Source organism: Rothia uropygioeca, from assembly GCF_004136585.1.
Lineage (GTDB): Bacteria > Actinomycetota > Actinomycetes > Actinomycetales > Micrococcaceae > Rothia.
In genome coordinates this window covers 225,291-248,186 of the sequence record NZ_NOIR01000001.1, presented here as the reverse complement: position 1 = coordinate 248,186, position 22,896 = coordinate 225,291, and the positions used below count along the sequence as shown (strand labels likewise).

Annotated in this window: 23 protein-coding genes; 11 read left to right on the top strand and 12 right to left on the bottom strand. The window is 60.0% G+C overall.

The genetic code is table 11. From position 1 onward, the window contains the following. Positions 1 to 115: 115 nt before the first annotated feature. The 5 genes from amaP to EWR20_RS01090 all read right to left on the bottom strand — a co-directional run bounded on the left by amaP (position 116) and on the right by EWR20_RS01090 (position 2,411). On the bottom strand, positions 116 to 712 hold the full coding sequence (gene amaP, locus EWR20_RS01110) for an alkaline shock response membrane anchor protein AmaP (protein WP_129358372.1): 597 nt from the start codon (positions 710 to 712) through the stop codon (positions 116 to 118). Next, positions 709 to 1,272, bottom strand: a complete 564-nt coding sequence (locus EWR20_RS01105) for a DUF6286 domain-containing protein (protein WP_129358371.1) — start codon at positions 1,270 to 1,272, stop codon at positions 709 to 711. Before EWR20_RS01105 ends, amaP begins: the two co-directional genes overlap by 4 nt. After that, entirely contained in the window at positions 1,269 to 1,697 is a 429-nt protein-coding gene (locus EWR20_RS01100) for an Asp23/Gls24 family envelope stress response protein (RefSeq protein ID WP_238147504.1), read from the bottom strand. The genes EWR20_RS01105 and EWR20_RS01100 overlap by 4 nt, the downstream gene beginning before the upstream one ends. Before the next feature lie 2 nt (positions 1,698 to 1,699). After that, positions 1,700 to 1,882 carry a hypothetical protein gene (locus EWR20_RS01095; protein ID WP_129358370.1) on the bottom strand — a complete coding sequence of 61 codons (183 nt, stop codon included), beginning with the start codon at positions 1,880 to 1,882 and terminating at the stop codon, positions 1,700 to 1,702. Between the two features lie 64 nt (positions 1,883 to 1,946). Next, positions 1,947 to 2,411 carry an Asp23/Gls24 family envelope stress response protein gene (locus EWR20_RS01090; RefSeq protein WP_129358369.1) on the bottom strand — a complete coding sequence of 155 codons (465 nt, stop codon included), beginning with the start codon at positions 2,409 to 2,411 and terminating at the stop codon, positions 1,947 to 1,949. A 178-nt stretch (positions 2,412 to 2,589) separates the two neighbouring features. Between EWR20_RS01090 and EWR20_RS01085 the strand changes: the two genes are divergently transcribed. Genes EWR20_RS01085 through EWR20_RS01075 form a run of 3 tightly spaced genes read left to right on the top strand, consistent with a single transcriptional unit; the run spans position 2,590 to position 4,113 of the window. Further along, positions 2,590 to 3,171 carry an RNA polymerase sigma factor gene (locus tag EWR20_RS01085; protein ID WP_129358368.1) on the top strand — a complete coding sequence of 194 codons (582 nt, stop codon included), beginning with the start codon at positions 2,590 to 2,592 and terminating at the stop codon, positions 3,169 to 3,171. Beyond that, positions 3,168 to 3,719 carry an Asp23/Gls24 family envelope stress response protein gene (locus tag EWR20_RS01080; protein ID WP_129358367.1) on the top strand — a complete coding sequence of 184 codons (552 nt, stop codon included), beginning with the start codon at positions 3,168 to 3,170 and terminating at the stop codon, positions 3,717 to 3,719. Before EWR20_RS01085 ends, EWR20_RS01080 begins: the two co-directional genes overlap by 4 nt. Continuing rightward, on the top strand, positions 3,712 to 4,113 hold the full coding sequence (locus tag EWR20_RS01075; RefSeq protein ID WP_129358366.1) for a hypothetical protein: 402 nt from the start codon (positions 3,712 to 3,714) through the stop codon (positions 4,111 to 4,113). The genes EWR20_RS01080 and EWR20_RS01075 overlap by 8 nt, the downstream gene beginning before the upstream one ends. Before the next feature lie 114 nt (positions 4,114 to 4,227). On the opposite strand, the gene hutH is transcribed toward EWR20_RS01075, so the two are convergent. The 4 genes from hutH to hutU are packed head-to-tail and all read right to left on the bottom strand — an operon-like array spanning position 4,228 to position 9,665. Next, complete coding sequence (hutH, locus tag EWR20_RS01070; protein ID WP_129358365.1) at positions 4,228 to 5,802, bottom strand: histidine ammonia-lyase; 1,575 nt, start codon at positions 5,800 to 5,802, stop codon at positions 4,228 to 4,230. Further along, complete coding sequence (gene hutG, locus EWR20_RS01065; RefSeq protein ID WP_129358364.1) at positions 5,799 to 6,800, bottom strand: formimidoylglutamase; 1,002 nt, start codon at positions 6,798 to 6,800, stop codon at positions 5,799 to 5,801. The genes hutH and hutG overlap by 4 nt, the downstream gene beginning before the upstream one ends. Further along, on the bottom strand, positions 6,793 to 7,986 hold the full coding sequence (hutI, locus tag EWR20_RS01060; protein WP_129358363.1) for an imidazolonepropionase: 1,194 nt from the start codon (positions 7,984 to 7,986) through the stop codon (positions 6,793 to 6,795). The genes hutG and hutI overlap by 8 nt, the downstream gene beginning before the upstream one ends. After that, the gene (gene hutU / locus EWR20_RS01055) at positions 7,983 to 9,665 is read right to left on the bottom strand and encodes a urocanate hydratase (protein WP_129358362.1); all 1,683 of its coding nucleotides are present in this window, start codon (positions 9,663 to 9,665) and stop codon (positions 7,983 to 7,985) included. The genes hutI and hutU overlap by 4 nt, the downstream gene beginning before the upstream one ends. 167 nt (positions 9,666 to 9,832) lie before the next feature. Here hutU and hutC point away from each other — a divergent pair, with 167 nt between their 5' ends. From hutC to EWR20_RS01025, 6 genes are all read left to right on the top strand, one after another. Then, entirely contained in the window at positions 9,833 to 10,582 is a 750-nt protein-coding gene (hutC, locus tag EWR20_RS01050; protein ID WP_238147503.1) for a histidine utilization repressor, read from the top strand. 368 nt (positions 10,583 to 10,950) lie between these two features. Beyond that, positions 10,951 to 11,523, top strand: a complete 573-nt coding sequence (locus EWR20_RS01045) for a hypothetical protein (RefSeq protein WP_165000918.1) — start codon at positions 10,951 to 10,953, stop codon at positions 11,521 to 11,523. Between the two features lie 570 nt (positions 11,524 to 12,093). Beyond that, the gene (locus EWR20_RS01040; protein ID WP_129358360.1) at positions 12,094 to 12,681 is read left to right on the top strand and encodes a hypothetical protein; all 588 of its coding nucleotides are present in this window, start codon (positions 12,094 to 12,096) and stop codon (positions 12,679 to 12,681) included. A gap of 88 nt (positions 12,682 to 12,769) precedes the next feature. Then, a complete protein-coding gene (locus EWR20_RS01035; RefSeq protein ID WP_129358359.1) occupies positions 12,770 to 13,645 on the top strand; it encodes a PRD domain-containing protein in 876 nt (291 codons plus the stop codon). Positions 13,646 to 13,742: 97 nt separating this feature from the next. Next, positions 13,743 to 14,738, top strand: a complete 996-nt coding sequence (locus tag EWR20_RS01030; protein WP_238147502.1) for a glycosyltransferase family 2 protein — start codon at positions 13,743 to 13,745, stop codon at positions 14,736 to 14,738. A 246-nt stretch (positions 14,739 to 14,984) separates the two neighbouring features. Beyond that, complete coding sequence (locus EWR20_RS01025) at positions 14,985 to 17,270, top strand: S8 family serine peptidase (protein WP_129358358.1); 2,286 nt, start codon at positions 14,985 to 14,987, stop codon at positions 17,268 to 17,270. Positions 17,271 to 17,408: 138 nt separating this feature from the next. Here EWR20_RS01025 and EWR20_RS01020 read toward each other — a convergent pair whose 3' ends face one another. From EWR20_RS01020 to EWR20_RS01010, 3 genes are all read right to left on the bottom strand, one after another. Beyond that, positions 17,409 to 18,107, bottom strand: a complete 699-nt coding sequence (locus EWR20_RS01020; RefSeq protein ID WP_238147501.1) for a GntR family transcriptional regulator — start codon at positions 18,105 to 18,107, stop codon at positions 17,409 to 17,411. A gap of 203 nt (positions 18,108 to 18,310) precedes the next feature. After that, entirely contained in the window at positions 18,311 to 19,690 is a 1,380-nt protein-coding gene (locus tag EWR20_RS01015; protein WP_129358357.1) for a lytic polysaccharide monooxygenase, read from the bottom strand. A 266-nt stretch (positions 19,691 to 19,956) separates the two neighbouring features. Next, entirely contained in the window at positions 19,957 to 20,787 is an 831-nt protein-coding gene (locus EWR20_RS01010; protein WP_129358356.1) for a thioesterase family protein, read from the bottom strand. Between the two features lie 233 nt (positions 20,788 to 21,020). On the opposite strand from EWR20_RS01010, the gene EWR20_RS01005 reads away from it, so the two are divergent. Together EWR20_RS01005 and EWR20_RS01000 are read left to right on the top strand one after the other, a co-directional pair. Then, positions 21,021 to 21,809, top strand: a complete 789-nt coding sequence (locus EWR20_RS01005; RefSeq protein ID WP_129358355.1) for an HAD-IIB family hydrolase — start codon at positions 21,021 to 21,023, stop codon at positions 21,807 to 21,809. A gap of 175 nt (positions 21,810 to 21,984) precedes the next feature. Beyond that, positions 21,985 to 22,893 (top strand): sulfite exporter TauE/SafE family protein, encoded by a 909-nt coding sequence (locus tag EWR20_RS01000; protein WP_129358354.1) that lies wholly within the window; start codon positions 21,985 to 21,987, stop codon positions 22,891 to 22,893. Positions 22,894 to 22,896: the final 3 nt, after the last annotated feature.

The following is a 22,896-nucleotide window of genomic DNA, read 5'->3' as shown; positions in this document are numbered from 1 at the left end:
GTCCGCCCTGCGCAGAGGGCGGCAGCGGACGTGGATCTCCCCCAATGAAATCCGGATTGGCCACCATCACTTGACGGCAGCCAATCCGGACAGCTCCACGACCGAACCTTTTGCGTTACTGCAGCGTGACCTGTCGCTTGGAGCGGGACTGCCGCGAAACCGTGTACACGACTCCCACGCTTCCCAGGGGATTGCCCAACACTCGGGCCACTGAAGGAAGAACCTCTTCTCGGATCTCCCTCGTGACTTCCTTGAGGTCAGCACGCTCGTTCACGGTAACGTCCAGGACGAGTTCGGCATTGGTTCGTTGGCCCTTGAGGCCTGCCTTGGCGTCCGTGACGTACGTGAGATCTTCGATGTGCTCGGCTACGGCCGCGGTGATGACCTTGGGCTCCACAAGCGTGAACCCACGCTTGGGATCCTTCTGGAAACGGAAAGTCGACGATCCCCCACTCCGCGGTATCTGACGGATGAGCCACCAGAGACCGAAGAGCATCAGGATCACACCGACCACGATCAGTGCCGATGCCAGCCATGGGGCGTCGAGGACGGTCGAAGCGTTCTGCAAGGGGCGGCTTGATGACTCCCATTGCTCTCCCGCTCCGGCCAGCAGGCCTCCGGCCGTAACAGCCCAGAGGACCCCGGCCGCGAGAAGGATAAATCCTATGATCGCGAGCCACGTCCGGTTGGTAGATCCAGCGGTTTTCTTCATGACACGTCCTTGCTCTGTGCACTGACCCGCACCTTGGGGAAACGCACAAGGTCAGCAGAAGCCAGTCGTTCCTCGACCGCTGCCCTGACTTCTTCCTCGAGGCTCGTGGTCTCGTGCAGCGGCGTCGTCACGTTGACGAGCACCCGTTTGGCGGTTGCGGAGGATTTGACCCCCGAAACACCGTCGACCTGCGAAGCCGCAGAAGATGCCAAAGTCGCGAGTCCGCGGTTGCTGACGACCGCATCGACGGGACCGCGAGAGTGCCCACTTGCCGCTTGCTGCCTCTTCAGCTGGGCGGCGTTGAAACCGCCCGGCAAGAATGCACACAGCAACAAGATGAGCCCCAGGACCGCGGCAACGATTGCCGCCACCCACCCCCACGGTGAATTCCATGATGCCGATGACGCGGAGTCGGCCGCGCTGCTCAGCTGGGGCCACCATTGACCTGTGGACAGTTTCTGAATACCGGCCCAGATAAAGCCGAGGCCTATGATCAAGGCCAGAAGCAGAACTATCGCGGACGGTATGGCGCGAGAGGGGCGCCGTCGAAGTGACTTCACAGCAATACCCTTTCTTGTCGGCCCTGCTGAGGTACGAGGTACTTGACTCGGATGTCGACTTGGCGGACTTCGACGCCAGCCATGTCGGACACGGTGCGCACGAGAGTCTCACGGACTCGCTCGGTCGTCTCCTCGATGGGAAGCGGATATTCGATACCCAAGTCCACGCTGAGCACTGCGATCGAGCCGGTGAGCTCGACCTTGACCTGCGGGCGGGAATCCAGATCCGCGTGGCCTCCCACGCCGAGGAAACCTCGTTCGCGACCTCCGACCCCGGACAGTTCCGAGGCGCATTGCGCGGCGATTTTCTCTACCACTCGGTCCGCGATAACGAGGCTGCCGCGCTGGGCGGTGGATTCGGAGCCTTCAGGCAGTCCCGATTCCCCGCTTTGCGTCGATTCCAGCCGATGTGCGCTAGCCATCATCGTTACCTCCTGTCAGAGCCGCGGCCCGTCATGGAGCGAAGGTCCAAGCGACCCTCCATGAAGAGTCCGACGGCTGCACCAATGACGGCGAATACCGCTGCAATAAGGAATGCGAAGAATCCGCCGAAGAAGGCGACTACGCCCAGCGCAAGGCCGACGATGAGTCCCAATTGGCTCGGTTTCATGCTGATGTACCTTTCCATAGTGCGAGATCGGGCCCCGAGACTTGTTGCTCGGGGCCCGCGCTCATTACTGGAGTTCGCGGTCGTTCGAGTTATCGTCCTCGTCGTTCTCCTCATTCGGGAGGTGGACGTCAGTGACATCGATGTTGACCTCGATGACCTGCAGGCCGGTGGCCTGCTCAACGGTGCGGATCACGTTGCGGCGAATGCCATTGGCGATCTCGACCACGGAGCTTCCGTATTCGATGACGATGCTCAGGTCGATAGCTGCTTGCTTCTCGCCCTTCTCAACGGACACGCCACCGGAGACGTTGGTCTGCGAACCCGGGATGCGCTCGGAAATGGAGTCGAAAGCACGGCGGGCTGCATTGCCCATCGAGTACACGCCAGGAACCTCACGTGCGGAGATACCGGCAAGCTTCTGCACGACGGTGTCGTTGATGGTGGTGTTGCCCTGTGGTGTCTGGAGAGGGCTGTTGCGCTCGGCGTCACTGCCCTGCTGTGCGTTCTTGACGTTGTTCTCAGTAGCCATGATTTCTACTCCCTTGTTTTGGTCGAAACGGGCTTGTACTAATACTGACGCTCGAGCCGACGATTCGTCACGGAATTTCTCAAAGAATTTTTTGGGGGTGCCTTTTGAGGGCCCTTTCTGCAAGGATGGGCTGTAGTGGATTCCACTCGCCGGAAGGCGAAGAGAATTGAGGGGGCTTATGAGCCAAGGTGAAAACGATTCTTCCGCGCAAATAGCCACACTCGTTCTTCGTGCTCAAGACGGCGACGTCGATTCTTTTGAACGACTGGTGGACAAGTATCAGGCTCCGCTGTTGCGCCTGGCGTTCAGAATGCTCGGAAACAGAGCCGACGCCGAAGATGTGGCTCAAGAATCACTCATGAATGCGTGGCTCAAACTTGAGTACTTGGAAACGCCAGAAGCGTTCTCAACGTGGTTGTACCGTCAAGCGGTGAACCGTTGCAAGGACATCCTGAAGTCGCCCCGGCACGGATTCACGGTCCCGATCGACGAAACGAATGACGGCAACCCGGCGTGGACCGATACGAACGCGTCGGCAGATCCTCAAAGACAGGCAGAGAACCAATCCAGCATGGATACCCTCTCGATCCTGTTGCAGAAACTGCCCCGCGAACAGCGGGAATGCTGGGTGCTTCGGGAGCAGATGGAGCTTTCTTATGCCGAGATCTCTCGAACCCTTGCGCTGCCCGAAGCCACGGTTCGAGGGCGTCTCTCGCGAGCACGCAAGACCTTGGCCAACGAGATGAAGGAATGGCAATGACCGACGACGAGTCCCTTGAATGCGGGCGCACCGTTGAGTCGGTGTGGGAAACCGTAGATTCCGAACCAGATTCCCACCAACGAGACTGCCCCTACTGCGCCGAAGTCCGAGAACGCCTCATTCACCTGAATGAGCTCGCGCGGGAGGCCCAGCAGGCAGACAGCTCCCTCGAGATCGAGGCGCATACCCGAAGTCGGGTCCTCGACTTCGCGCGAACCAATCTCCGGCGCGGTGCTGATATTCCCGTCCACCGGGAACCGACCGCGACCGTGTCCTTCAGCCAGATGCTCATCGCTCGCACCGCCAGGGAAGCCATTGATTCCTTCCCAGGGCTCACGGCGCGCCGATGCGCGGTCAGAAATCTCCAGACGCCTGAGCAAGGGCACCAAACGCTTGCGCTGAGCATCGGCGTGGTCATCACGCCGACCACGAATATCCGAGTTCTCGACGACGCGGTGCGTGAGGCCGTTATCACCGCCGTCTCCCGGAATCTCGGGGCTCGCGTCGAAGAAGTCGATTTCACGGTAGAGGATGTGCACTATGACTAGTCACCGCCCAGAAGCACCCGCCGAGGGAAGCCCTGTCGGATCCTCGCGGGCCGAGCCGAACGATACTGGCACGACCGCATTGATCGCGGACTTAGCAAGAGTCGTCGACGCCGTTCCCGGAGTGACGCGACGGGAACCCAACGTGGGTGACTTTTTGCGAACCCTCTGGAAGAAACCTGTAACGGGGGATCAGGGCAGTCCGGACACCAAAGGAATGCGTCTGGATGTGGAAGAGGAAAAAGCTTCCCTGACCGTCGCGATATGGGTCGGTGGCAGCACCCCGGGTACTGCGTTGGCGATCGCCCAGCAGGTTACGTCACGGATCAACCGGACGATCACCGAACACGGCTTCAAACCGGGAAAGCACCAGGTCAGCGTGCGCGAGGTCGAATAGTTACCCCCCCCGCAGCCCGCACTCGCCGACCTGAGCAACGAAAACGGCCCGAAGAACTCCGCGCGGGGTTCTTCGGGCCGTTCTCGTTGCCAGGATACGGTTCGGGCTCCTCGGCTACTGAAGCTTCCCGGTTACCGTTTGCACGGCATCCAGCAAGTCGCCGGAGGAAACCAGTCGCACAACCGACTCGATTTCCGGGGCAAGGAATCGATCCGGCCCGGGACCTTGCACGCCGGCTTCACGGATCGTCTCGATCACTCGGGCCGTTGCCGGAGCCGGTTCGGGTGTCCGCAATTCGATCCCACGGGCCGCGGTGAGGATCTCGACGGCCAGAACCCGCGTCAATCCATCGATCGCCTTGCGAAGCTTGCGTGCCGCGGACCAGCCCATCGATACGTGGTCCTCCTGCATGGCCGAGGAAGGAATCGAATCAACCGAAGCCGGATTCGCCAGTCGTTTGAGTTCCGAGACGATGGCTGCCTGAGTGTACTGGGCGATCATATGCCCGGAGTCGACGCCGGCGTCATCGGCGAGGAAGGGCGGCAAACCGCGGTTGCGTGCGACATCCAAGAAGCGGTCGGTACGCCGTTCCGAGATGGATGCAGTGTCCGCGACAGCGATCGCGAGGAAATCGAGCACATAGGCAACGGGGGCGCCGTGGAAGTTTCCGTTGGACTCCACACGACCGTCAAGAGTGACCACGGGGTTGTCGACGGCAGAAGCCAACTCGCGCGTCGCGACCGTGCGGGCGTGATCAATGGTGTCTCTCGCTGCCCCGGCAACCTGGGGAGAACACCTCAGCGAATACGCGTCCTGGACGTAGGTGCAGTCTTCCCCCTTGTGACTGAAGACGATTCCGGAATCCGCGAGAATTGAGGTCATGTTGGCGGCCGAAGCCGCCTGCCCCGGATGCGGCCGGAGGGCCTGGAGATCAGGCTGGAAAACCCGATCCGTTCCGAGCTGGCCCTCGACCGACATTGCCGCGGCGAGATCCGCCAACCGCATCAAACGGTCCAAGTCGGAAATCGCGAGAACCAACTGGCCCAGCATTCCGTCGGTGCCATTGATCAGGGCGAGCCCTTCTTTTTCCGCGAGCTCAACGGGCTTCAGCCCAGCAGTGGAAAGGGCTTCCTCCGAGGTCGTCAGTTCACCCTCCCGGGTCCTGACCGGACCTTCACCGATGATCGCGAGCGCGCAGTGGGCCAAAGGCGCCAGGTCTCCGGAGCAGCCCAGGGAACCGTATTCGTGAACCACCGGGGTGATCCCGGCCGAGAGCATATCGGCGTAGGCCTTGGCGACCTCCGGTCGGACACCCGTTCGACCCGTGGCCAATGTGGAGAGGCGCAACAGCATGAGAGCTCGAATGACCTCGCGTTCTACCTCCGGGCCGGAGCCGGCGGCATGTGAACGGATCAGGCTCCTCTGAAGCTGACGGCGCATGTCCTGAGGGATGTGTCGGCTTGCGAGCGCGCCGAACCCGGTCGATACGCCATATACGGGACGTTCGAAATCAGCCAATTCGCGGATTCGGTCGCTCGAATCCTCAATGGCCTCGATCGCCTCGTCGGAAATGCGAACTGTCGCATCGTGCCGAGCTACGTCGATGACGTCTTGGAAACTGACCGGGCCCGTCCCGACGACCACCTCGTGTTGCCCGGCGTCCTGGCTGTTGTCTCGATTCTGACTCATGAATTCTCCTGATTCTGCGAAGTCGTCGCGATACGGTGCACCAGACGCGCGGCAGTGCGCGCGGTGCGGCTATCGACGTCGTACTGGGGGTTGAGTTCGGCCACGTCGCATACCGCGAGCTTTCCGCTCGTGGCGACGAGGTCGCACACCAATTGAACAATGTCGAGCGGCACCCCATACGCGGCGGGCGCGCTGACTCCGGGTGCCGTTGACGCGGGCAAACCGTCGAGATCGATGGTCAGGTAGACCAGATCGACCTCATCGAGGAAGTCGGTGACGAAGGCCCGGACTTTTTCTCGGTCCGCGGCGGAACAGTCCTCGTCCAGCATGTAGGTGACGCCGTACTTTTGTGCGGTGTCGAAGAGCACTTGGGTGTTGCTGGGCTGGCTGATGCCGATCACCGTGTACTGCATCTCGGTCTCGGCTGCCTCTTCGGCCTCGAGCATCTGCCGGAACGGGGTGCCAGAGCTGGGGACGGGATCCGGCCGAAGATCGAAGTGGGCGTCGAGGTTGAGGACGCCGAGTTTCTTGTCTTGTCGAACTGCCGACTGGGCGATGCCTAGGTAGGTTCCGAAGGCTATTTCGTGTCCGCCGCCCAGGACGACGGGGAGATGTCCCGCATCGAGGAGCGCGGACACGGCAGCGCCCAAGCGCGCTTGGCCCTCCTCCATCCGTTCGTCGGTCACGGCTACGGTGCCTGCGTCCCACGCGCGGATACCGGCGTCCCGATCGGAGAGAGCGAGTCCTCCCAAAGCTCCGCGTAGGGCTGCCGGTCCTTCTGCGGCCCCCCGACGCCCCTTGTTCCGTTCGACTCCTTCATCGCTCGAAAAACCCAGGAATACGACGCCGCCCTCGCGGTGATCGGAGTTCTCGGACTCATAAGGACGGACCACCTGGTGCCATCGGAGGTGCTCGCGGCCTGCCCCATCCGTTCTTCCGGTCCATGCGACGGCGGGAACGTCCACGTCGATGTCTCGGTGTTCATTCTTTTCAGTCATGCTTGACCTCCGATGCCGAATACTTGAGCTCGCCCGCCTTCCATACCGAGGAAACCAGCTGGACTCCCGGCCGGTAGGCCAGGTGAAGGTGGTTCGGTGCGTCGAGAGCCATCAGGTCTGCTCTGGCCCCGGGGCGCAGCACGCCGACGTCGTCCCTTCGCAGAGCACGTGCACCACCGGCGGTCGACGCCCACACGGCTTCGTCGGCGGTCATGTGCAGGTCCCGAACGGCTATGGCTATGCAGAACGGCATGCTGGTGGTGTAGCTGGTTCCGGGATTGCAGTCGGCCCCCAGAGCGACGGTGACTCCGGCATCAATCAGGGCGCGTGCATTCGGGTACTCGTTCCGAGTCGAGAAGTCTGCACCTGGAAGAAGGGTAGCGACGGTCTGGCTACCGGCGAGGGCCGCGATGTCTTTCTCGTTGATGTGGACCACATGGTCCACCGACGCCGCGCCGAGTTCAACCGCGAGCTGAACGCCTGGCCCTTGGTGCAATTGGTTCCCATGGACACGCGGAGTGAGTCCATGTTCCATCCCTGCTTTCAGGACGCGACGGGACTGCTCCTCGTCGAATGCGCCTTGTTCGCAGAACACGTCGATCCAGCGGGCCAGCGGAGCACACCGCGGAATGATTTCTTCGCACGCCACCCGGACGTATTCGTCGGTGTTCCCCCCGTATTCCGGTGGGACCACGTGGGCTGCGAGGAGCGTGATTTCGTCGGTGAGCGAGCCGGCTACCTGCAAGCTCCTCAGTTCCGATTCGACGGACTGACCGTAGCCGGATTTGCACTCGACCGTGGTGGTTCCGGACCGCAGGGATTCGTCCAGCAACCGACTCATGTTGCTGCGGAGTTCTTCCTCCGATGCTTCACGAGTGTACTTGACGGTGCCACGAATTCCTCCGGCCGTGTACTTCTGTCCAGCCATCCGCGCGGCGAACTCTTCCGAACGGTCCCCTGAAAAGACCATGTGGGAGTGCGATTCCACGAAGCCCGGCAGGACCGCCCGCCCGTGGAAGTCGTGTTTGGCGTCGGTTGCGGGAGCTTTCCCGGCCGGCCCCACCCAGGAGATGGTGTCGTCCTCGATGACGAGTGCTGCGTCATCGATGAGGCCCAATTTTCCCTGGCCCAGCTCCGGATCATTGGTGACGAGTTCGGTGATTCCTGTCAGCAGGGTCGATCTCATGCATCACCTTCCGTCATCGGCACCCGTACGCCGCGTTCCCGGGCGACGTCGGCCGCGTGGTCGTAACCGGCATCCACGTGACGGATGACGCCCATCCCGGGATCGTTGGTCAGGACGCGCTCAAGCTTCTGTGCCGCCATGTCGCTGCCGTCCGCGATGCAGACCTGGCCCGCGTGTATGGATCGCCCCATACCAACACCACCACCGTGATGAATAGAAACCCACGAAGCACCGGATGAGGTATTGACCAGGGCGTTTAGCAGTGGCCAGTCGGCGACCGCATCCGAACCGTCTTTCATGGACTCCGTCTCACGGTAAGGAGAAGCCACGGAACCGGAGTCGAGGTGGTCGCGTCCGATGGCGATGGGTGCTGACAGCTCACCGTTGGCCACCATCTCGTTGAATTTCAACCCGGCACGGTGGCGTTCTCCGTACCCGAGCCAACAGATGCGGGCCGGGAGGCCCTCGTACGATACTTTCTCCTCGGCCATGGTGATCCAGCGACGAAGATGATCATTGTCAGGGAACAGCTCAAGCAATGCACGGTCCGTGGCTTCGATGTCCTTAGGGTCTCCCGAAAGAGCCGCCCAACGGAACGGCCCCAGCCCTTCTTCGAAAAGCGGACGGATGTAGGCCGGAACGAAGCCGGGGAATTCGAAAGCGCGATCGTAGCCGGCCTTGCGGGCCTCGTCTCGGATAGAGTTTCCGTAGTCGAATACCTCGGCTCCGCGGTCCTTGAACTCGACCATTGCCTGGACCTGGGCGGCCATGGATTCGCGGGACTTCTTGGTGAACAGCTGGGGATCGCGCTGAGCTTCCTGTTTCATTTCTGCGAAGGGCACCTCCACGGGCAGATACGCCAGGGGATCGTGGGCGGAGGTCTGATCGGTCACGATGTCGATGGGGGCGTCACGCCGGAGCATCTCGGGGAAGATCTCAGCCGCGTTGCCCTCAAGACCGATCGACAGGGGTTTCTTGGCGTCTCGGGCCTCGACCGCCAATTCCAGAGCGTGTTCCAGGTTGTCGGCTTTGACGTCCAAGTACCTGTGCTCGATGCGTCGATCGATGCGGGTGACATCGCAATCTACGCAGATTGCCACACCTTCGTTCATGGTCACGGCCAATGGCTGCGCGCCGCCCATTCCGCCCAACCCAGCGGTCAGGGTGATGGTTCCGGCCAGGGTTCCGTCGTAGCGCTTGCGGGCCACGGCACCGAAGGTCTCGAAGGTTCCCTGGAGGATGCCCTGTGTGCCGATGTAGATCCACGATCCGGCCGTCATCTGGCCGTACATCATGAGTCCTTCTGCCTCGAGTTTGCGGAAATCCTCCCAATTAGCCCAGTCGCCCACGAGGTTGGAGTTGGCGATCAGGACGCGGGGCGCCCACTCGTTGGTCCGGAAAACCCCGACCGGCTTGCCTGACTGGACCAACATCGTCTCGTCCGACTTCAAGGTCTTCAAAGTGCGAACGATGGCATCGAAGGATTCCCAGTTCCGGGCGGCTTGTCCCGTCCCTCCGTACACCACGAGTGCATCCGGGTGCTCGGCGACCTCGGGGTCAAGGTTGTTCATGAGCATGCGCAGAGCACCCTCCTGCTGCCAACCTAAGGTGTTGAGCTCGGTTCCTCGTGGTGCGGAAACCGGACGCGGCTGATGCTCCGGTGAAGAAACCTCGTGCATTTCGTTCTCTCCTTCATGGCTAGGATGGAGCATTCCGGGCCCGTGCGCCCCGAATGCCAGTGATCGAAGTGTTCTCGCAAGCCTTATAAAAGCAATGTGGATCACAAAGTCCGATACGTCGTATAATCCTGTATATACAACCTGATGTCAAACAGTCGAGGAGATCTGTGGACACGCAACAGCTCACGAGGTCGTACCTCACTCAAGCCGTCCATAGTGGCCCCGCCTACCGGCGAATCATGCGGGCCATCCTGTCAGGAATCGAATCGGGCGAGTGGACAGCAGGCGAGCAGATCCCCTCCGAAAACGAGCTCGTCGAGGGTCTCGGCCTCTCCCGCATGACCATCAATCGCGCCTACCGCGAACTCGCCACGGAAGGGGTGTTGAAACGCGTTCGCGGAGTCGGAACTTTCATCGCCGACTTCAAGATGCCCACATCCCTGGTCGAAATCCGCAACATCGCCGACGAAATCCATGAACGCGGCCATTCGCATCGGACAAAGGTGCTCTTCGCACGCGAGGAGACAGTGGAAGAAGACGCTCGCTGGCTCACCGCAGAAAGCCTGACCGGTCGAATCTTCCATTCACTGGTGGTTCATTATGACAACGACGTCCCCTTCCAACTCGAAGACCGTTACGTCGCACCCAGCGAAGCGCCTGATTATCTGGGCCAAGATTTCACGACGACGACACCCAACGACTACCTGACCCGCGTCGCCCCGCTGACCCGCGGAAAACACGTCGTGGAGGCAATTCTGGCAACCGACGAGGAGTGTCGTCTGCTGGGCATTCAAACGACCGAACCATGCCTGCTCGTACGACGACATACGTGGTCGCAGAACGGCCTAGTGAGCCTTGCCCGACTCATCCAGCCCGGGTCCCGCGGACGCCTGGAAGGCGAATTCGGACAACCCTAGCCCCCCCGGGACATATCACCGACAGCTCCTCGCTCCTATACGGCAGATCCAAGGGTCACGAAAGGTCCACAGAAGCTACAGTCTGGGATCGCGGGTCTTCTGACGTCGTGGTTCGTCACCGTGCCCGCTTCCTCGAGCTCCACTGCCTTTGTCACCGGAATGAAGAAGCAGGCAAAGGGCAGACCCGTCAACGCCTACCGCCGAGCATCGGGCGGGGTGAGTAACACCGTTTCCCCACCTGCATCTACACCGTTCACGGTAAAGGAGGCTCTACCAAGAAATACACTCAATTCTATCGTTCCGATTCTCGTCCCGTGACAAAATTTTGCTCGAACTTCAAACCACCGGGAATCGAGACAGAGAGCTCCATGAAAAAATTAGTCATTCCGACCGTGCTGTTTTCCATAATTGTTGTTGCGTTGGCGACGGCAGCTCTTTTCTGGGACAAAGAAGCTAGGCACGCTCGAGAGGAATCAGCAAGAACTGCAATTTCAACCTTGACGCATCAGAACAGAGCAGAGGAAATAGACGTTCATGGCAGACCGTACGTCATGTACCAGGCCATGAACCTGAAATCGACGGTATACGTGAAAATGAAACCCGCCGAAGGAGCGTCCAAGGAAACCCTCATTCTCAACAACATTACGGACAATGATCACGACGAGATTGAAGACTTGGTTTCACTCCCGTATCCCGAATCGGACGCGACTCCGATCACCAACGATGACGGATCATTCACGGACCGAGCAAAGGTCGGCGGTGCGGAACGGACCTACAAAGCGGAGTCTTCGGAGCTTGCCCCGGGACAGAACCTGCGGATCACGGATGACACAGGCAGGGTCGTCGCTGAGGCGAAGTTGGATGCAAAGAAACAAGGCCATGTTTCCGCGGTATCGGCCATGGACGACGGCATAACGGCCAGCGTTATCTACGAGAAATAGAAACAGTAAAAGGGCCGGCAATAGGCCATCCCTCTCGGATTAACGCACCCAACCACGGGCCTTGCGGGCGCGGAGAACATCACGTCGAAAAGATATCCGACATATAAGTGCACCGTCACCCGCAAAACCCGTGGTCGTCGCCGTGAGAAATGATCAAGAATAGATCACCAAGCTCTCACATTCGGCCACGGGACTAGAGACCCAGCGCAGTCAAAAGATCGAGGATCGGGCCCGTGATACCGGAAACAGAGTCGAGCAGGAATTCTACGGTGTGGGACAGCATGTGTTTTCCTCTTTCGTTCTTATCGCATTGACCGCCTGTCAAAACGGCCTGAGAACAACTCTGGACGACTCAAGATCGCTCGTGGCTACAGCCGGGTAAACATTCGGTATCCACCATGTTTCAGGCCGGGCGGTACCATTCCGTCCTGTTCTGATGGCTTTCGGCGCCCCGTACATCTTGCTCAGGACAACCAAACTTCCTCCTGACTAGGCGCGCCATGGCAGGGAAAAAGTGTCTTCAGGGTGGTTCGAATGTGTAGTGTGGAGCACACTTCTGGAAGGAGAGCCATGGCCAATTTCCGCGAGCCGAACAAGAAAAAGAAGAAGTCCGCGACCACGGCAGATCAGACGAATCAGCAGCGTCCGACCTCGCCTGGTCCTCGGAGCTCCGCGAGCCCCGGTTCCGACGGCGAAGACAAGCCCCAGCAGTCTCGCCAGGGCCGCCCGTCCCAGACGGCCAAGGAGCAGGCCAACGCTGGCGACACGACGACCAATAAGAGTCCGCATAGCCCCGGCCCCTCAACGGGATCCCCTTCGTCCGACGTCGGTACTCGTCCGGCCAAGGGAAGACCTGCCTCTCCGGGAAGAGGGTCCAGTCAGCGGCCGTCGCAGAGTCGGCCCTCAGGTCCCAAAGGCCCTGGTACGTCTCCGAGCGCCGCGGCCACGGCTGCCGAAGAAACCGAACACGCCGGGGCCGAGCCCCGCAAAACCGCCCCCAAGACGCCAAGTCCGAACCCCAAGACGCAGCCCGAGCGTCCCAAATACCCCGGAAGCCTGGGCAATAAAATCGTGTTGACCGGCCTGATCGTGATCGGGTTTGCACTGCTCATTACCGTCTTGGTGGCCTTGATCGGCTTCCCGATACTCGAGCTCTAGATCATCTGGACCCGCCGTAAGATGTTCCTAAGAGTTGGCGGGGCCACCTCACCCTCAACCACGTTGCCGGGAGGAAGGACAAGCAGACATGCGCATCCTCCGTATCTTCAATAACAATGTGGTACTCGCATCCGGTGATTCCGGTGAGCAAATGGTCATGATCGGCCGGGGGCTCGCCTTCGGCAAGAAGAAGGGCCAACAGCTCGATCCCGACAAGGTGGAACAGACCTTCGTACCGGAAAGCCAGGGCGAAGAGCAGCTCACGGCCATGTTGTCCGAGATACCGGCGGAGGTTTTGGCCCTCGCGACAGAGTTGGAGGCCATAGCCCGTGACGAATTGGGCGCCAGCATTTCGCATTCCTTCATTGTTCCCCTTGCGGATCACATCAATTACGCATTGATCCGCGCCCAGGAGAAGCTCCGTATCGAATACCCCCTCAGCATCGAGGTCGGACAGCTGTATCCCAAGGAAGTCGCCTTCGGCCGTCGGGCAATATCACTGATCAATGAACGTTTTGACGCCGATCTACCCGAAGACGAGGCGACGCCTCTCGCACTGCACCTCGTCAACTCGCAATTTGCCACCGAGGACCTCGTCAAGACCTTCAAAATGACCGAGGTCTTCTCGCAGATCTTCGACGTCATTTCCTCGGCCTACGGGCAGGAGATCAACCAATCCAATATGTCCGTGGCGCGATTCGTGACCCATCTCCGGTATCTCTTCGTTCGTGCCGAGCACGGCAAGAACCCGACGAGCCAGGACCCGGCCTTCCCGGCTATTCACGACGCGGTCCGGGCCAGCTACCCCCGCGCCTACGATTGCGCGTACAAAGTCGTACTGCTCCTGCAAATGCATTTGCACCAGGACATGTCGGAAGACGAACACACGTACCTGACGATGCACATCGCCCGGCTCGCGACGGATCTCTGGGGCGAGAGCTCAACGGTGTCTGCGATTCAGTGAATGCTTATCAAGGCGGCAATCCACCCGGGCACCACTGGGAAACATTCAATATGATGGCAACTTCGGATATGTATTGCTTCCACAACGAAAGAAGATTGTGACTCTTAGCCAGGGCCCCCGAACATCAATCATCATGCCGGTCTACAACACGGCAGAACGTGTTGTCTCGTCGATCCGATCCGTCTTGGAACAGACTGATCCGGATTTCGAGTTGCTGGTCATGATCGACGCTTCGCCCGACGACTCGTCCCGCGTTATCCATGAGTTCTTGCGGAACCACCCGGACGAGCGAGTGCGGGTCTTCGACAACACAACCAATGTCGGGGTGTCCGGGGTACGCAATCAAGCCCTGGACGAAGCGAAAGGGCGTTGGGTCTCTTTCATCGATTCGGATGACAGGTATCGACCCAATTTTCTCTCGACGATGCATTCTTTTGCGGCCTCCGAGGAAGCCGACTTGGTCGTGTGTAGCCACACGCTAGTGAGCACGGACGGCTCGCATCGTGACCGCTCCATTGGCGCCCCGGGGGGCCGATCCGGGAAAGAGGCGGGTCTCGAGCTCTTGAAGGACAACCTCACCCCTTATGTTTGGGACAAACTGATCTCCGTGGAATCCATTGGTGAGATTCGATTCCCGATGGACATTCACCGGGCTGAGGACGCAGTCTTCTGCTTGGGGGCCTATGCGGGGTCCAAGCGAGTCGCCGTGATCGATCCCTCGTTGTACGAATACACCGTGGACGCAAACTCCGCGACATGGGGGAAGGTCGTTTCGGTCGAAGAAAGTGATCGACTCCTGGACCATATGAGCCAGGAAGCTGGATCCCTGCTCGATACGTCCGAAGGCCTACGGGCGTTCAAGATCTCGTGCATCTTGACCTATCTGAATAATGCTCAGCAGGCCATCGGTCTCGACAATGAGCGCGGCCGAGAAATCATATCCCAGTGCCGACGCAGAATTTCGTGGAACCAAATTATTACCGCGCTGCGGATCAAGCCCGTATTCGGTATGGCCGGTGTACTTCTGAAAGCCTCGCCGACGATTTATCGCCGCCTGTACGGAATGTACGTCCGGCGGATGTACGGAATCTAGAACCGGCCCCGAATTCCGAGGGAAAACATCCTCGTCGTCGCACGAATCCAGGATACGGCGCCGACCTCCCACCGGTTTCACCGCGAAACATCACATGTATGGAATAGTTCATTCGAAATATTCTTGACAAATAGGGCGACCTAGAAGAGGATTTCGCGAGAGACAATGTTCACGTTTTGAAGGTGAGCAGCGTCATCCAGGCTCCAATCACCGCTCGCTTTCTCGCACCTTTAGTTAAGGTTACCCATGCGTATATCTCGTACCCTCATCGGAATCTGTCTCGTGGCAGGGACCGTTATATCGGCGACGCCCCCGGCCGTTGCCGCTCCTCCGAGCGGGCCGACCGGCCAGCAGCAGTCGCAGAACAAGGTGTTCGGTGACTCTTCACTCGCCGAGGCCACGGGGCAAGCCCCGGAAACACCGTCCTCCGTCGAACCCGCGACCGACCGCCTGGTGGTGAAATTCAAGGAGAGCACCCCTGCAGAGACTAAATCTCAGGTTCTTCAGAAAGCCGACGCCGCCGCCCCCTCCGACGAGTCCAAGGTCCTGAAGTCCACGACCAACGATTCGGATGTCGTTCAGACATCGGAAAAACTGGATAACGCCGAACAGGCTGAGGTCGTGAAGCAGCTCGAGGCCGATCCCTCCGTGGAATATGCGGAGGCGGACAAAATCGTCAAGAACGCGACGGCGGCTTACCCGACCACGCCCAATGATTCCCTGTACTCGAGCAGACAGTGGAACATGCGAACCATCAACGCGTCTGGGGCCTGGCAATACGCCACGGGCGCCGGGCAGACCATCGGCGTCGTCGACACCGGAATCACAAACCATCCGGATCTCAACTCCAAGGTCACCGGCGGGCACGACTTCGTCTCCCCCGACTACGACAGAGATGGCACCCCCGGGCGCGATTCCGACCCGACCGACCCCGGGGTGCTCAACCCTTCGGAGAATTGGCACGGAACGCATGTTGCGGGCATAGCGGCGGCGTCGACCAATAACGGAATTGGTGTCGCCGGGGTCGCCCCGGATGCTGCCATCGAACCCGTCCGCGCCTTCGGCATCGGGGCGTCCGGGTACGTATCGGACTTTGCCGACGCAATAACCTGGGCTTCAGGCGGTCAGGTAGCCGGGGCCCCGGTGAATCCGCGGCCTTCAACGGTCATCAATTTCTCTGCCGCCTGGAACGACCAGTGCTCGGCAACCATCAAGTCGGCGATCGACGGCGCATATTCCCGAAATGTACCTGTAGTCGTTGCCGCCGGTAATGCTGGCGTCAATGCCAACGACGTGACCCCTGCCAATTGTCTCGGTGCAATGGTTGTTGGCGCGTCGGCTTCTTCCGATGTCATGACCGGATATTCGAATTACGGCCCGATGCTGGACGTCCTGGCCCCCGGCGGAACGACCGGAGCGGACGTCTACTCGACGTACAACACCGGGTACGAGTCTCCGGCCCAGGCCAACTACGGTCCGCTCAACGGGACCTCGATGGCGGCGCCTCACGTGGCGGGCGTCATCGCGCTCATGAAGCAACGGAACCCGAACATCAGCATTGAACAGATCCGAAATATTCTGGTGAGCACCGGCGCCAATGTGAACGGTTACTCCCGCATCGATGCTCGCGCAGCGGTCGCTGCGGTCGCCCCGGTCGACAACGGACCGGTCGTGGTCAACGGGATCAAGAATCTTTACGATTCCCAGGGCGGAGCCTCCAAGTTCGGCACCCCTAGGAATAATGAAAGTGGCGGTCTGGTCAACGGCGGCGTTTTCCAAGAGTTCAGTAAGAACTACACCATCTATTGGACGCCCTTTACTGGTACTCATTCCGTGAATTTCTCGGGAGCAATCGGTGCCAAGTTCAAGGCAGCCGGATATGAAAATGCCTACGGGTACCCGAGTTCGGAAGAAATCAGTGGCAACGGTTATGCGTACCAATGGTTCAAGACGGCCTCGGGACGATCAACCCTCATGATGTGGACGCCGCAAACCGGAGCAAACGCCATCGTGGAGAACAACGCCATCGGCCAGAAATGGATCGCGAACGGACGCGAACGGGGCGCCGGATTCCCGAGCTCGGACGAATTCAGCGCCAACGGTTATGCATACCAATGGTTCAAGACGGCCTCGGGACGATCAACCCTCATGATGTGGACGCCGCAAACCGGAGCAAACGCCATCGTGGAGAACAACGCCATCGGCCAGAAATGGATCGCCGATGGCCGGGAGCAAGGTTCTGGCTTCCCGGTCGGCGACGAGGTGACGTCGGCGCAGAACAATTTTGCCTACCAGACCTTCAAACGCGGAGCCGTGGTGAAGCTCTACATGTGGACCCCGTCTTCGGGAGCGCATACCGTCATCGAGTCCGGTGCAATCGGGAATGCTTGGACTCAGAACGGCCGGGAATCCGGCTGGGGCGTACCCACCACGGATGAATTCCGCGGTTCTGATGCCAAGGTTCATCAGAAGTTCAGCAAAGGGGTCGAAGTGACATGGACGGCCTCAGAAGGAATCCGCGTGCTTCGTTAGAGGTGTCCTAGCCCCGCCCAAGACTTCGATCTCTGAAGACACGTCGCCCGGCCATACCTCGACGGTATGGCCGGGCGACGTGCTTCATCTCGGAGATTCCTCACGGTTCCGGTTCTCACAACTCATATCCGGGAGGTCTTAGGAAGAAACGGAGTCTTCGTTACTTGCTTGAAGAAGATGAATCAGCTCGACGACGAGTTCGGCTCCGATGGCGTCATTGGCCTCGATCTTCTGAATGAACTCTTCGAACATGTCGGCGTGAGCGTCGAAGTCGAAGAGTTTGTCGATCGTCGCGACGCGCAGCTTGAATGCTAGGCCGTCGATGGTTTGCTCGCAGAGGCTGAGCAGAAGCGGGTTACCGCACTCGCTCATCAGGCTCCTCCAGAGCTTGACGGCAGCATCATTGGTGCTCTCGCCGTCGTCGGCCCTCAGATGCGCGACGACGACCTTGGCCTGCTTGATGACCTTTTTCCTCGCGCCATCGTCCAACCTGGGCACGGCAAGACGGACGACACCGCCCATGATGACCCCTAAGGTTTGAAGAGCCGCGAGCGCTTCCTCTTCCCGCGGAACGGCAACCCTCGTGTACCGGTTGGGCGACATCTCGACTAGTCCCACGTGACTCAACTCGTTGAGGGCGTCTCGGACGGGAGTCCTTGAGACGCCGAGCCACTTCTGGATCTCGTCGTCATTGAGTCTTTCGCCGGGCTGAAGCGTGCCGTCGAGAATAGCCTCTCGCAGACGTTGGAACACGGTATCCCGCAGTAGTGTGCGTTTTACTGGTCCGCCCTTCGAGCCCCCCGGAATCGGCATGAATTCCCCCATACTTCTGTTCATGCTGTGATACTTCAGATTATACCGGAGGAAACTCATCCCACCGTCGGTGAAAGCCCGAAGGCGGTCGGGCCAGATAGCTCAGTCGCTCATGAAATGACACCTAAGACAGCTCATGCGTGCTGTCCGGCCTCAACGCCCCTTGCTTGCCCGAGGGCCCAGATGTTGGGACCTCGGGTCAGGCGTGGGGCATGCACCGATCGATGTCAGTCGATCTTCTTCCACAAAGAGAGGGCATTGATCCACGTCGGATCTCCGTGCCCCTGGTAATCCTGGACGGCCTCGAAAACGGATCCGTTGTGCAAGACGCGGTCGCCCTTCTTGTAGGCGGCAGTGGATGACCACTGTTCGGTCTCCGGCGTGCTGTCATCGCGGGTGCGGACAGTGAATACCTCGCTGGACGGCGATTCGTTGCCCGCGGCATCGACAGCGACAACTCGGTAGTCGTAGCTCGTCGAAGCGTTCAGCCCTTCGTCCATGTGCGAGGTCTTGTCCGTGGTTCCGATCGCTGCAAATTCTCCCCCGCTGATGGCGCGCTGGATCTCGTAGTGGTCGATGCCGACGTTGTCATCAGCTTTGCTCCACATCAGATCGACGCTGTTGGCCGTGGTGCCCATCGAATGCACGTGCGAAGGCGCCGAAGGTGCTTCTGTATCCGGGCCAGGGTTGACGTCTTCATTCTTCGTGGTCACGGACAGGGTGCCGGGATCGGAGGCATTGCCCGCAGCGTCGAAGGCTACAACGCGGTAGTCATAGGCCGTCGAGGCGGTCAGGTCCTTATCTTTGAATGAGGTGCCGGCGGTTGAACCGACTTTCTTGAAGTCTCCGCCCTTGGTGCGGCGTTGGATCTCGTAATGGTCGACGTCGACATTATCCGTGGACTCCTTCCACGTGAGCTGGACGCCCGTGGAGGTCACGTTGTTCGCGGTGAGGCTGGATGGGGCGGACGGAGCTTCAGTATCCGGTTTCTCCGGTTCGGCGTCGCCGTTGATGTGGACGTCCACCGTGTTGTAGAACGCATTGGAGGTGTCGGCGACATCCCACACGGCATAGATCACGTGATCGCCAGTGTGATCAGCGGGAAGCTTCATTTGGTGGACTGTGCCCTCGGTGGGCGGCGTTCCATCGTGCTGGACCGTTGCAAGCGGCTGCAGCTCAGAGCGTTTGAGGGGAGAGTTCTGGTCCCAACCGTTCTTGGTGATGTAGTAGTGCCACTTCGACGTCGGGTGCATGGCCGTGTACTCCCAGCCCATACTAATGGTCTGCCCCGCGTTGACTTCGTTTTCCTTCCAACGATCCGGGGACTGCTCGTCCAGGTTCTTGGCGATGTCCGTCCCGGCGGAAGCAAGCTTTCCGTCTGCGGGCCCTCCCGTGGAGGCATCAAGGCTGAACCCCTTGGGCGCCTCAATGGACTGCGGCTCGTACTGGACTGGACCGAGGTTGGTGTTTGACTTCATGGCCGCTCGAGCGGTGACGTCGGACTTCGAGTTGCCGATGTAGCCGTGAGCGTTGGCGGCTGCTGCTCCGCCAAAGGCTAAGGCACCGACCAGCGTGGCGACGGTGCAGAATTTCGCGGACTTTTTCACGGTGTGTTCCTGACTATGAGGTGAGTGGAATGCTGACGCACAGTCAGCAGGCCGATCACGCGGAGGTTACGAGGTCTCGGACAATCGCCTGAAGACCTCCGAACCACCAGGAGCACACGAGGAGTGTCCCGCGGGTCGGCAAAATCCATAGTACCTCAAAATTTAAGGATCCGAAATTTCAGTTTGTCCCCAACGCTGAAAAAACCCGTGATTTCGGGGTAAAATTCATCTTAAATACTAATATTTTGGCTTTCTTGACCGGACGATCAGGACTGGTTGGGTCCCTTTCTCAAGGTCAGAATCTGTTCCGATCTCCCGAAGGGCCCTTGCTCGTCGTGAAGGATCGAGGACGTCAGACCAATTCCGTCCGCACCGAAGGTCACGGAATTGTCGATGCCCAGCCACTCGCCCCTGGGCTCGCGATACATGTGGATTTGCAGGTCGACGTTCGGGAACAACCAGCTCGCGGCGCCGGCCGGAACCCGGGTTGCGATCCCGTTGGTGGCGTCGACGACGCCGAGCAGTCTCACCCAGTCTGGGGAATCAACGCCGTCGACCAAGGGAACCGTGGGGCGAATCCAGGCCTTCCCCCTGCCTGGCCGATGCCCCGGGGCCTGCACTGCCTCGATCGAACGAATGAATCCTCCAGGCCATTCCTCGTAGCCATTCCACCTCGCACATTCTGCTCGCAGGGGGAGGCTCGGATCTTCGGTCGCGGCAATAGCAGAGGTGTCGGAGGTGGTGAGCCTCCACGCCGTGGCTCGAATGGCCACGCGACCGCCGGCGGCCAACTCCGCCTGAACGAGTTCAATGGTCTTGCCGGGGCGAACAGTCGATGTCACGATCTCGAAGTCACCGCCCGGGATGAGGCCGAGAATCTCGAAACTGATGCGGGCAATGCGCATATCTTCTCGCGGCTCATGTCGTGCGAGACAGTGGGCTATGATCCCGGACGCCGGAGCCATGTGCTGCTCGTGCTCGTTCCATGCCCCTTGGGCGTGAATCGAGGAACGGAAGTTTCCATCTCCTCGGTCCTCGTAATAGGCCTCCGCAGTTGCCAATTCGGGAAGTTCCGTCCGACCCGCGCTCTTGTCCATAGTGTCTCCCTCGTCGATTCCCTGACATCCGATATCGTCATCGTGTGTCCGTGCCGATTGCCACGCCTTGGCAGAGGCCTCGGTGTGGAGCTTACCGGCCGACAGAACATCATGTGTTGTATTTCACCTGGTCATCCGAGGGAGCGCACGAAGCCTGAGGATGGGCGGGAGCGCACCGCGGAGCCGTAGAGTGGTGAGAGGCATTTTCGGACCCACCCCACTAAGGAGTCTTCATGGCGCCGAAGCTCATGGCTTTCGACTTGGACGGCACGCTCGTCTTTGACGGAAAAATCGCCCAGAACAGCATCGACGCGATCCACGACTGGCAAGAGGTGGGCAATCTTGCGGTGTGCGCCACGGGAAAATCGATTGCTGCAACCCGGCACGCACTGAACGGCACCGGCCTCCGGTTCGACTACTACGTCTTGTACACGGGTGGTGCGGTCACGGATGCCGACTTCACCGTGCTCATGAGCCACACCTTGCCCAACGAGACGGTGCAACGGATCGTCGAGACTATGACGACGGAAGAGGGCGTTGCCGTCTACGGGACGACGTTAGACTCCCCCGATGACGTGCAATTCCCCTCGACCACCGGCGAGAAATCGAGTTCTATCCTCGCCTATTTCCAGCCCATGAAACTCTCTGAAATTCCAGATCATGAGTTCGTGGGCATCCCCTTGTGGATAGAGAACGACGACGCCGCAATCGAACGAATCCAAGCGTGGATCCGGAACAACTTCCGGGGTCAGGTCGATTGCCACAGAAATCAGGACTTCCTGGATATCGTGCCGCCGGACTGCACCAAAGGCACAGGTCTCAAATGGCTCGACGATGCGCATTTGGGTGATCGGTACGAGACCTTTTCCGTCGGGGATTCGTGGAACGACCTGGCCATGCACGAGTGGGCCCGACACTCGGCCTCATTCGGCTACTCTCCGCAAGAGGTCAAGGACGCCACAGACGTCATCGTCGAGACCACGGCGGAGTACATCCGCACGATTCTCGACCAAAATTCCTGAGATCGTCCAAGGCCCCTGGGGTCGGAACGGTGATTGTATGACGGCCGGTGAAATGTGTTGATGCCAGTCGCAATGCGGTGTCACCTAGGTACACGCCACGACGCATCCTTTGAGGGGTCCCGCAACCGCTCCATAGAGTGATCGAACTTGAATACCTCGATCTCTGGAGCGGACCATGCGTACGTTGATCCTTTTGGGTTTAATCGGACTTGCCGCGCAGCTCGTGGACGGCTCGCTGGGGATGGCCTATGGCGTGACATCCTCGACGTTGCTCCTGACCGCAGGGCTTGCGCCGGCGTCGGTCTCGGCTACCGTCCACCTCGCGGAAATTGGTACGACGCTCGCTTCGGGAGCGTCGCACTGGCGGTTCGGCAATATTGACTGGCGCGTCGTCGGCTTCATGGCCGTTCCGGGTGGAATTGCCGCATTCTTCGGCGCCAACGTTCTCACGGCTTCGGGCGATGGCGCCGAGCCCGTCATGTCAGCCCTCTTGTTGCTTCTCGGGATCTACGTGGTGTGGCGGTTCTTGCGCATACCAAACCGTCGCCCGAGTTTCTCCGGCAAGGTCCCAGGCTTTTTGCTCGTTCCGCTCGCGATGGTCGCAGGGTTCATGGATGCGATCGGCGGAGGCGGTTGGGGCCCCGTGGGAACCCCAACGCTCCTCGCATCCGGCAAAATTCAGCCGCGCAAAGTCATCGGCTCGATCGATGCCTCCGAGTTCGTGGTGAGTCTGGGCGCTTCGGCAGGATTCCTCATGGCCATGGGGCATCAAGGCATCAACCTGCCGTTTGTCCTCGCGCTGTTGATCGGGGGCGTGATCGCCGCGCCCATAGCAGCATGGCTGGTCCGTTTGCTGGCTCCTCGACTCTTGGCCGTTGGTGCGGGCGGACTCATCATCTTCACCAACGCCCGCACCCTGCTGAAGGTCGACGCCGTCAATGCGGTTCTGCCGGGCGCAGCCTACGCGGTCATCCTGCTGACCATCGCGGCCCTGTGGGCCGTCGCCTTGGTATGGGTGGTCCGCAAAGAACTCTCCGACAAACGCGAAGAACCTTCGAACACCAAGGAAAGCGTCGAGGCCTGACAG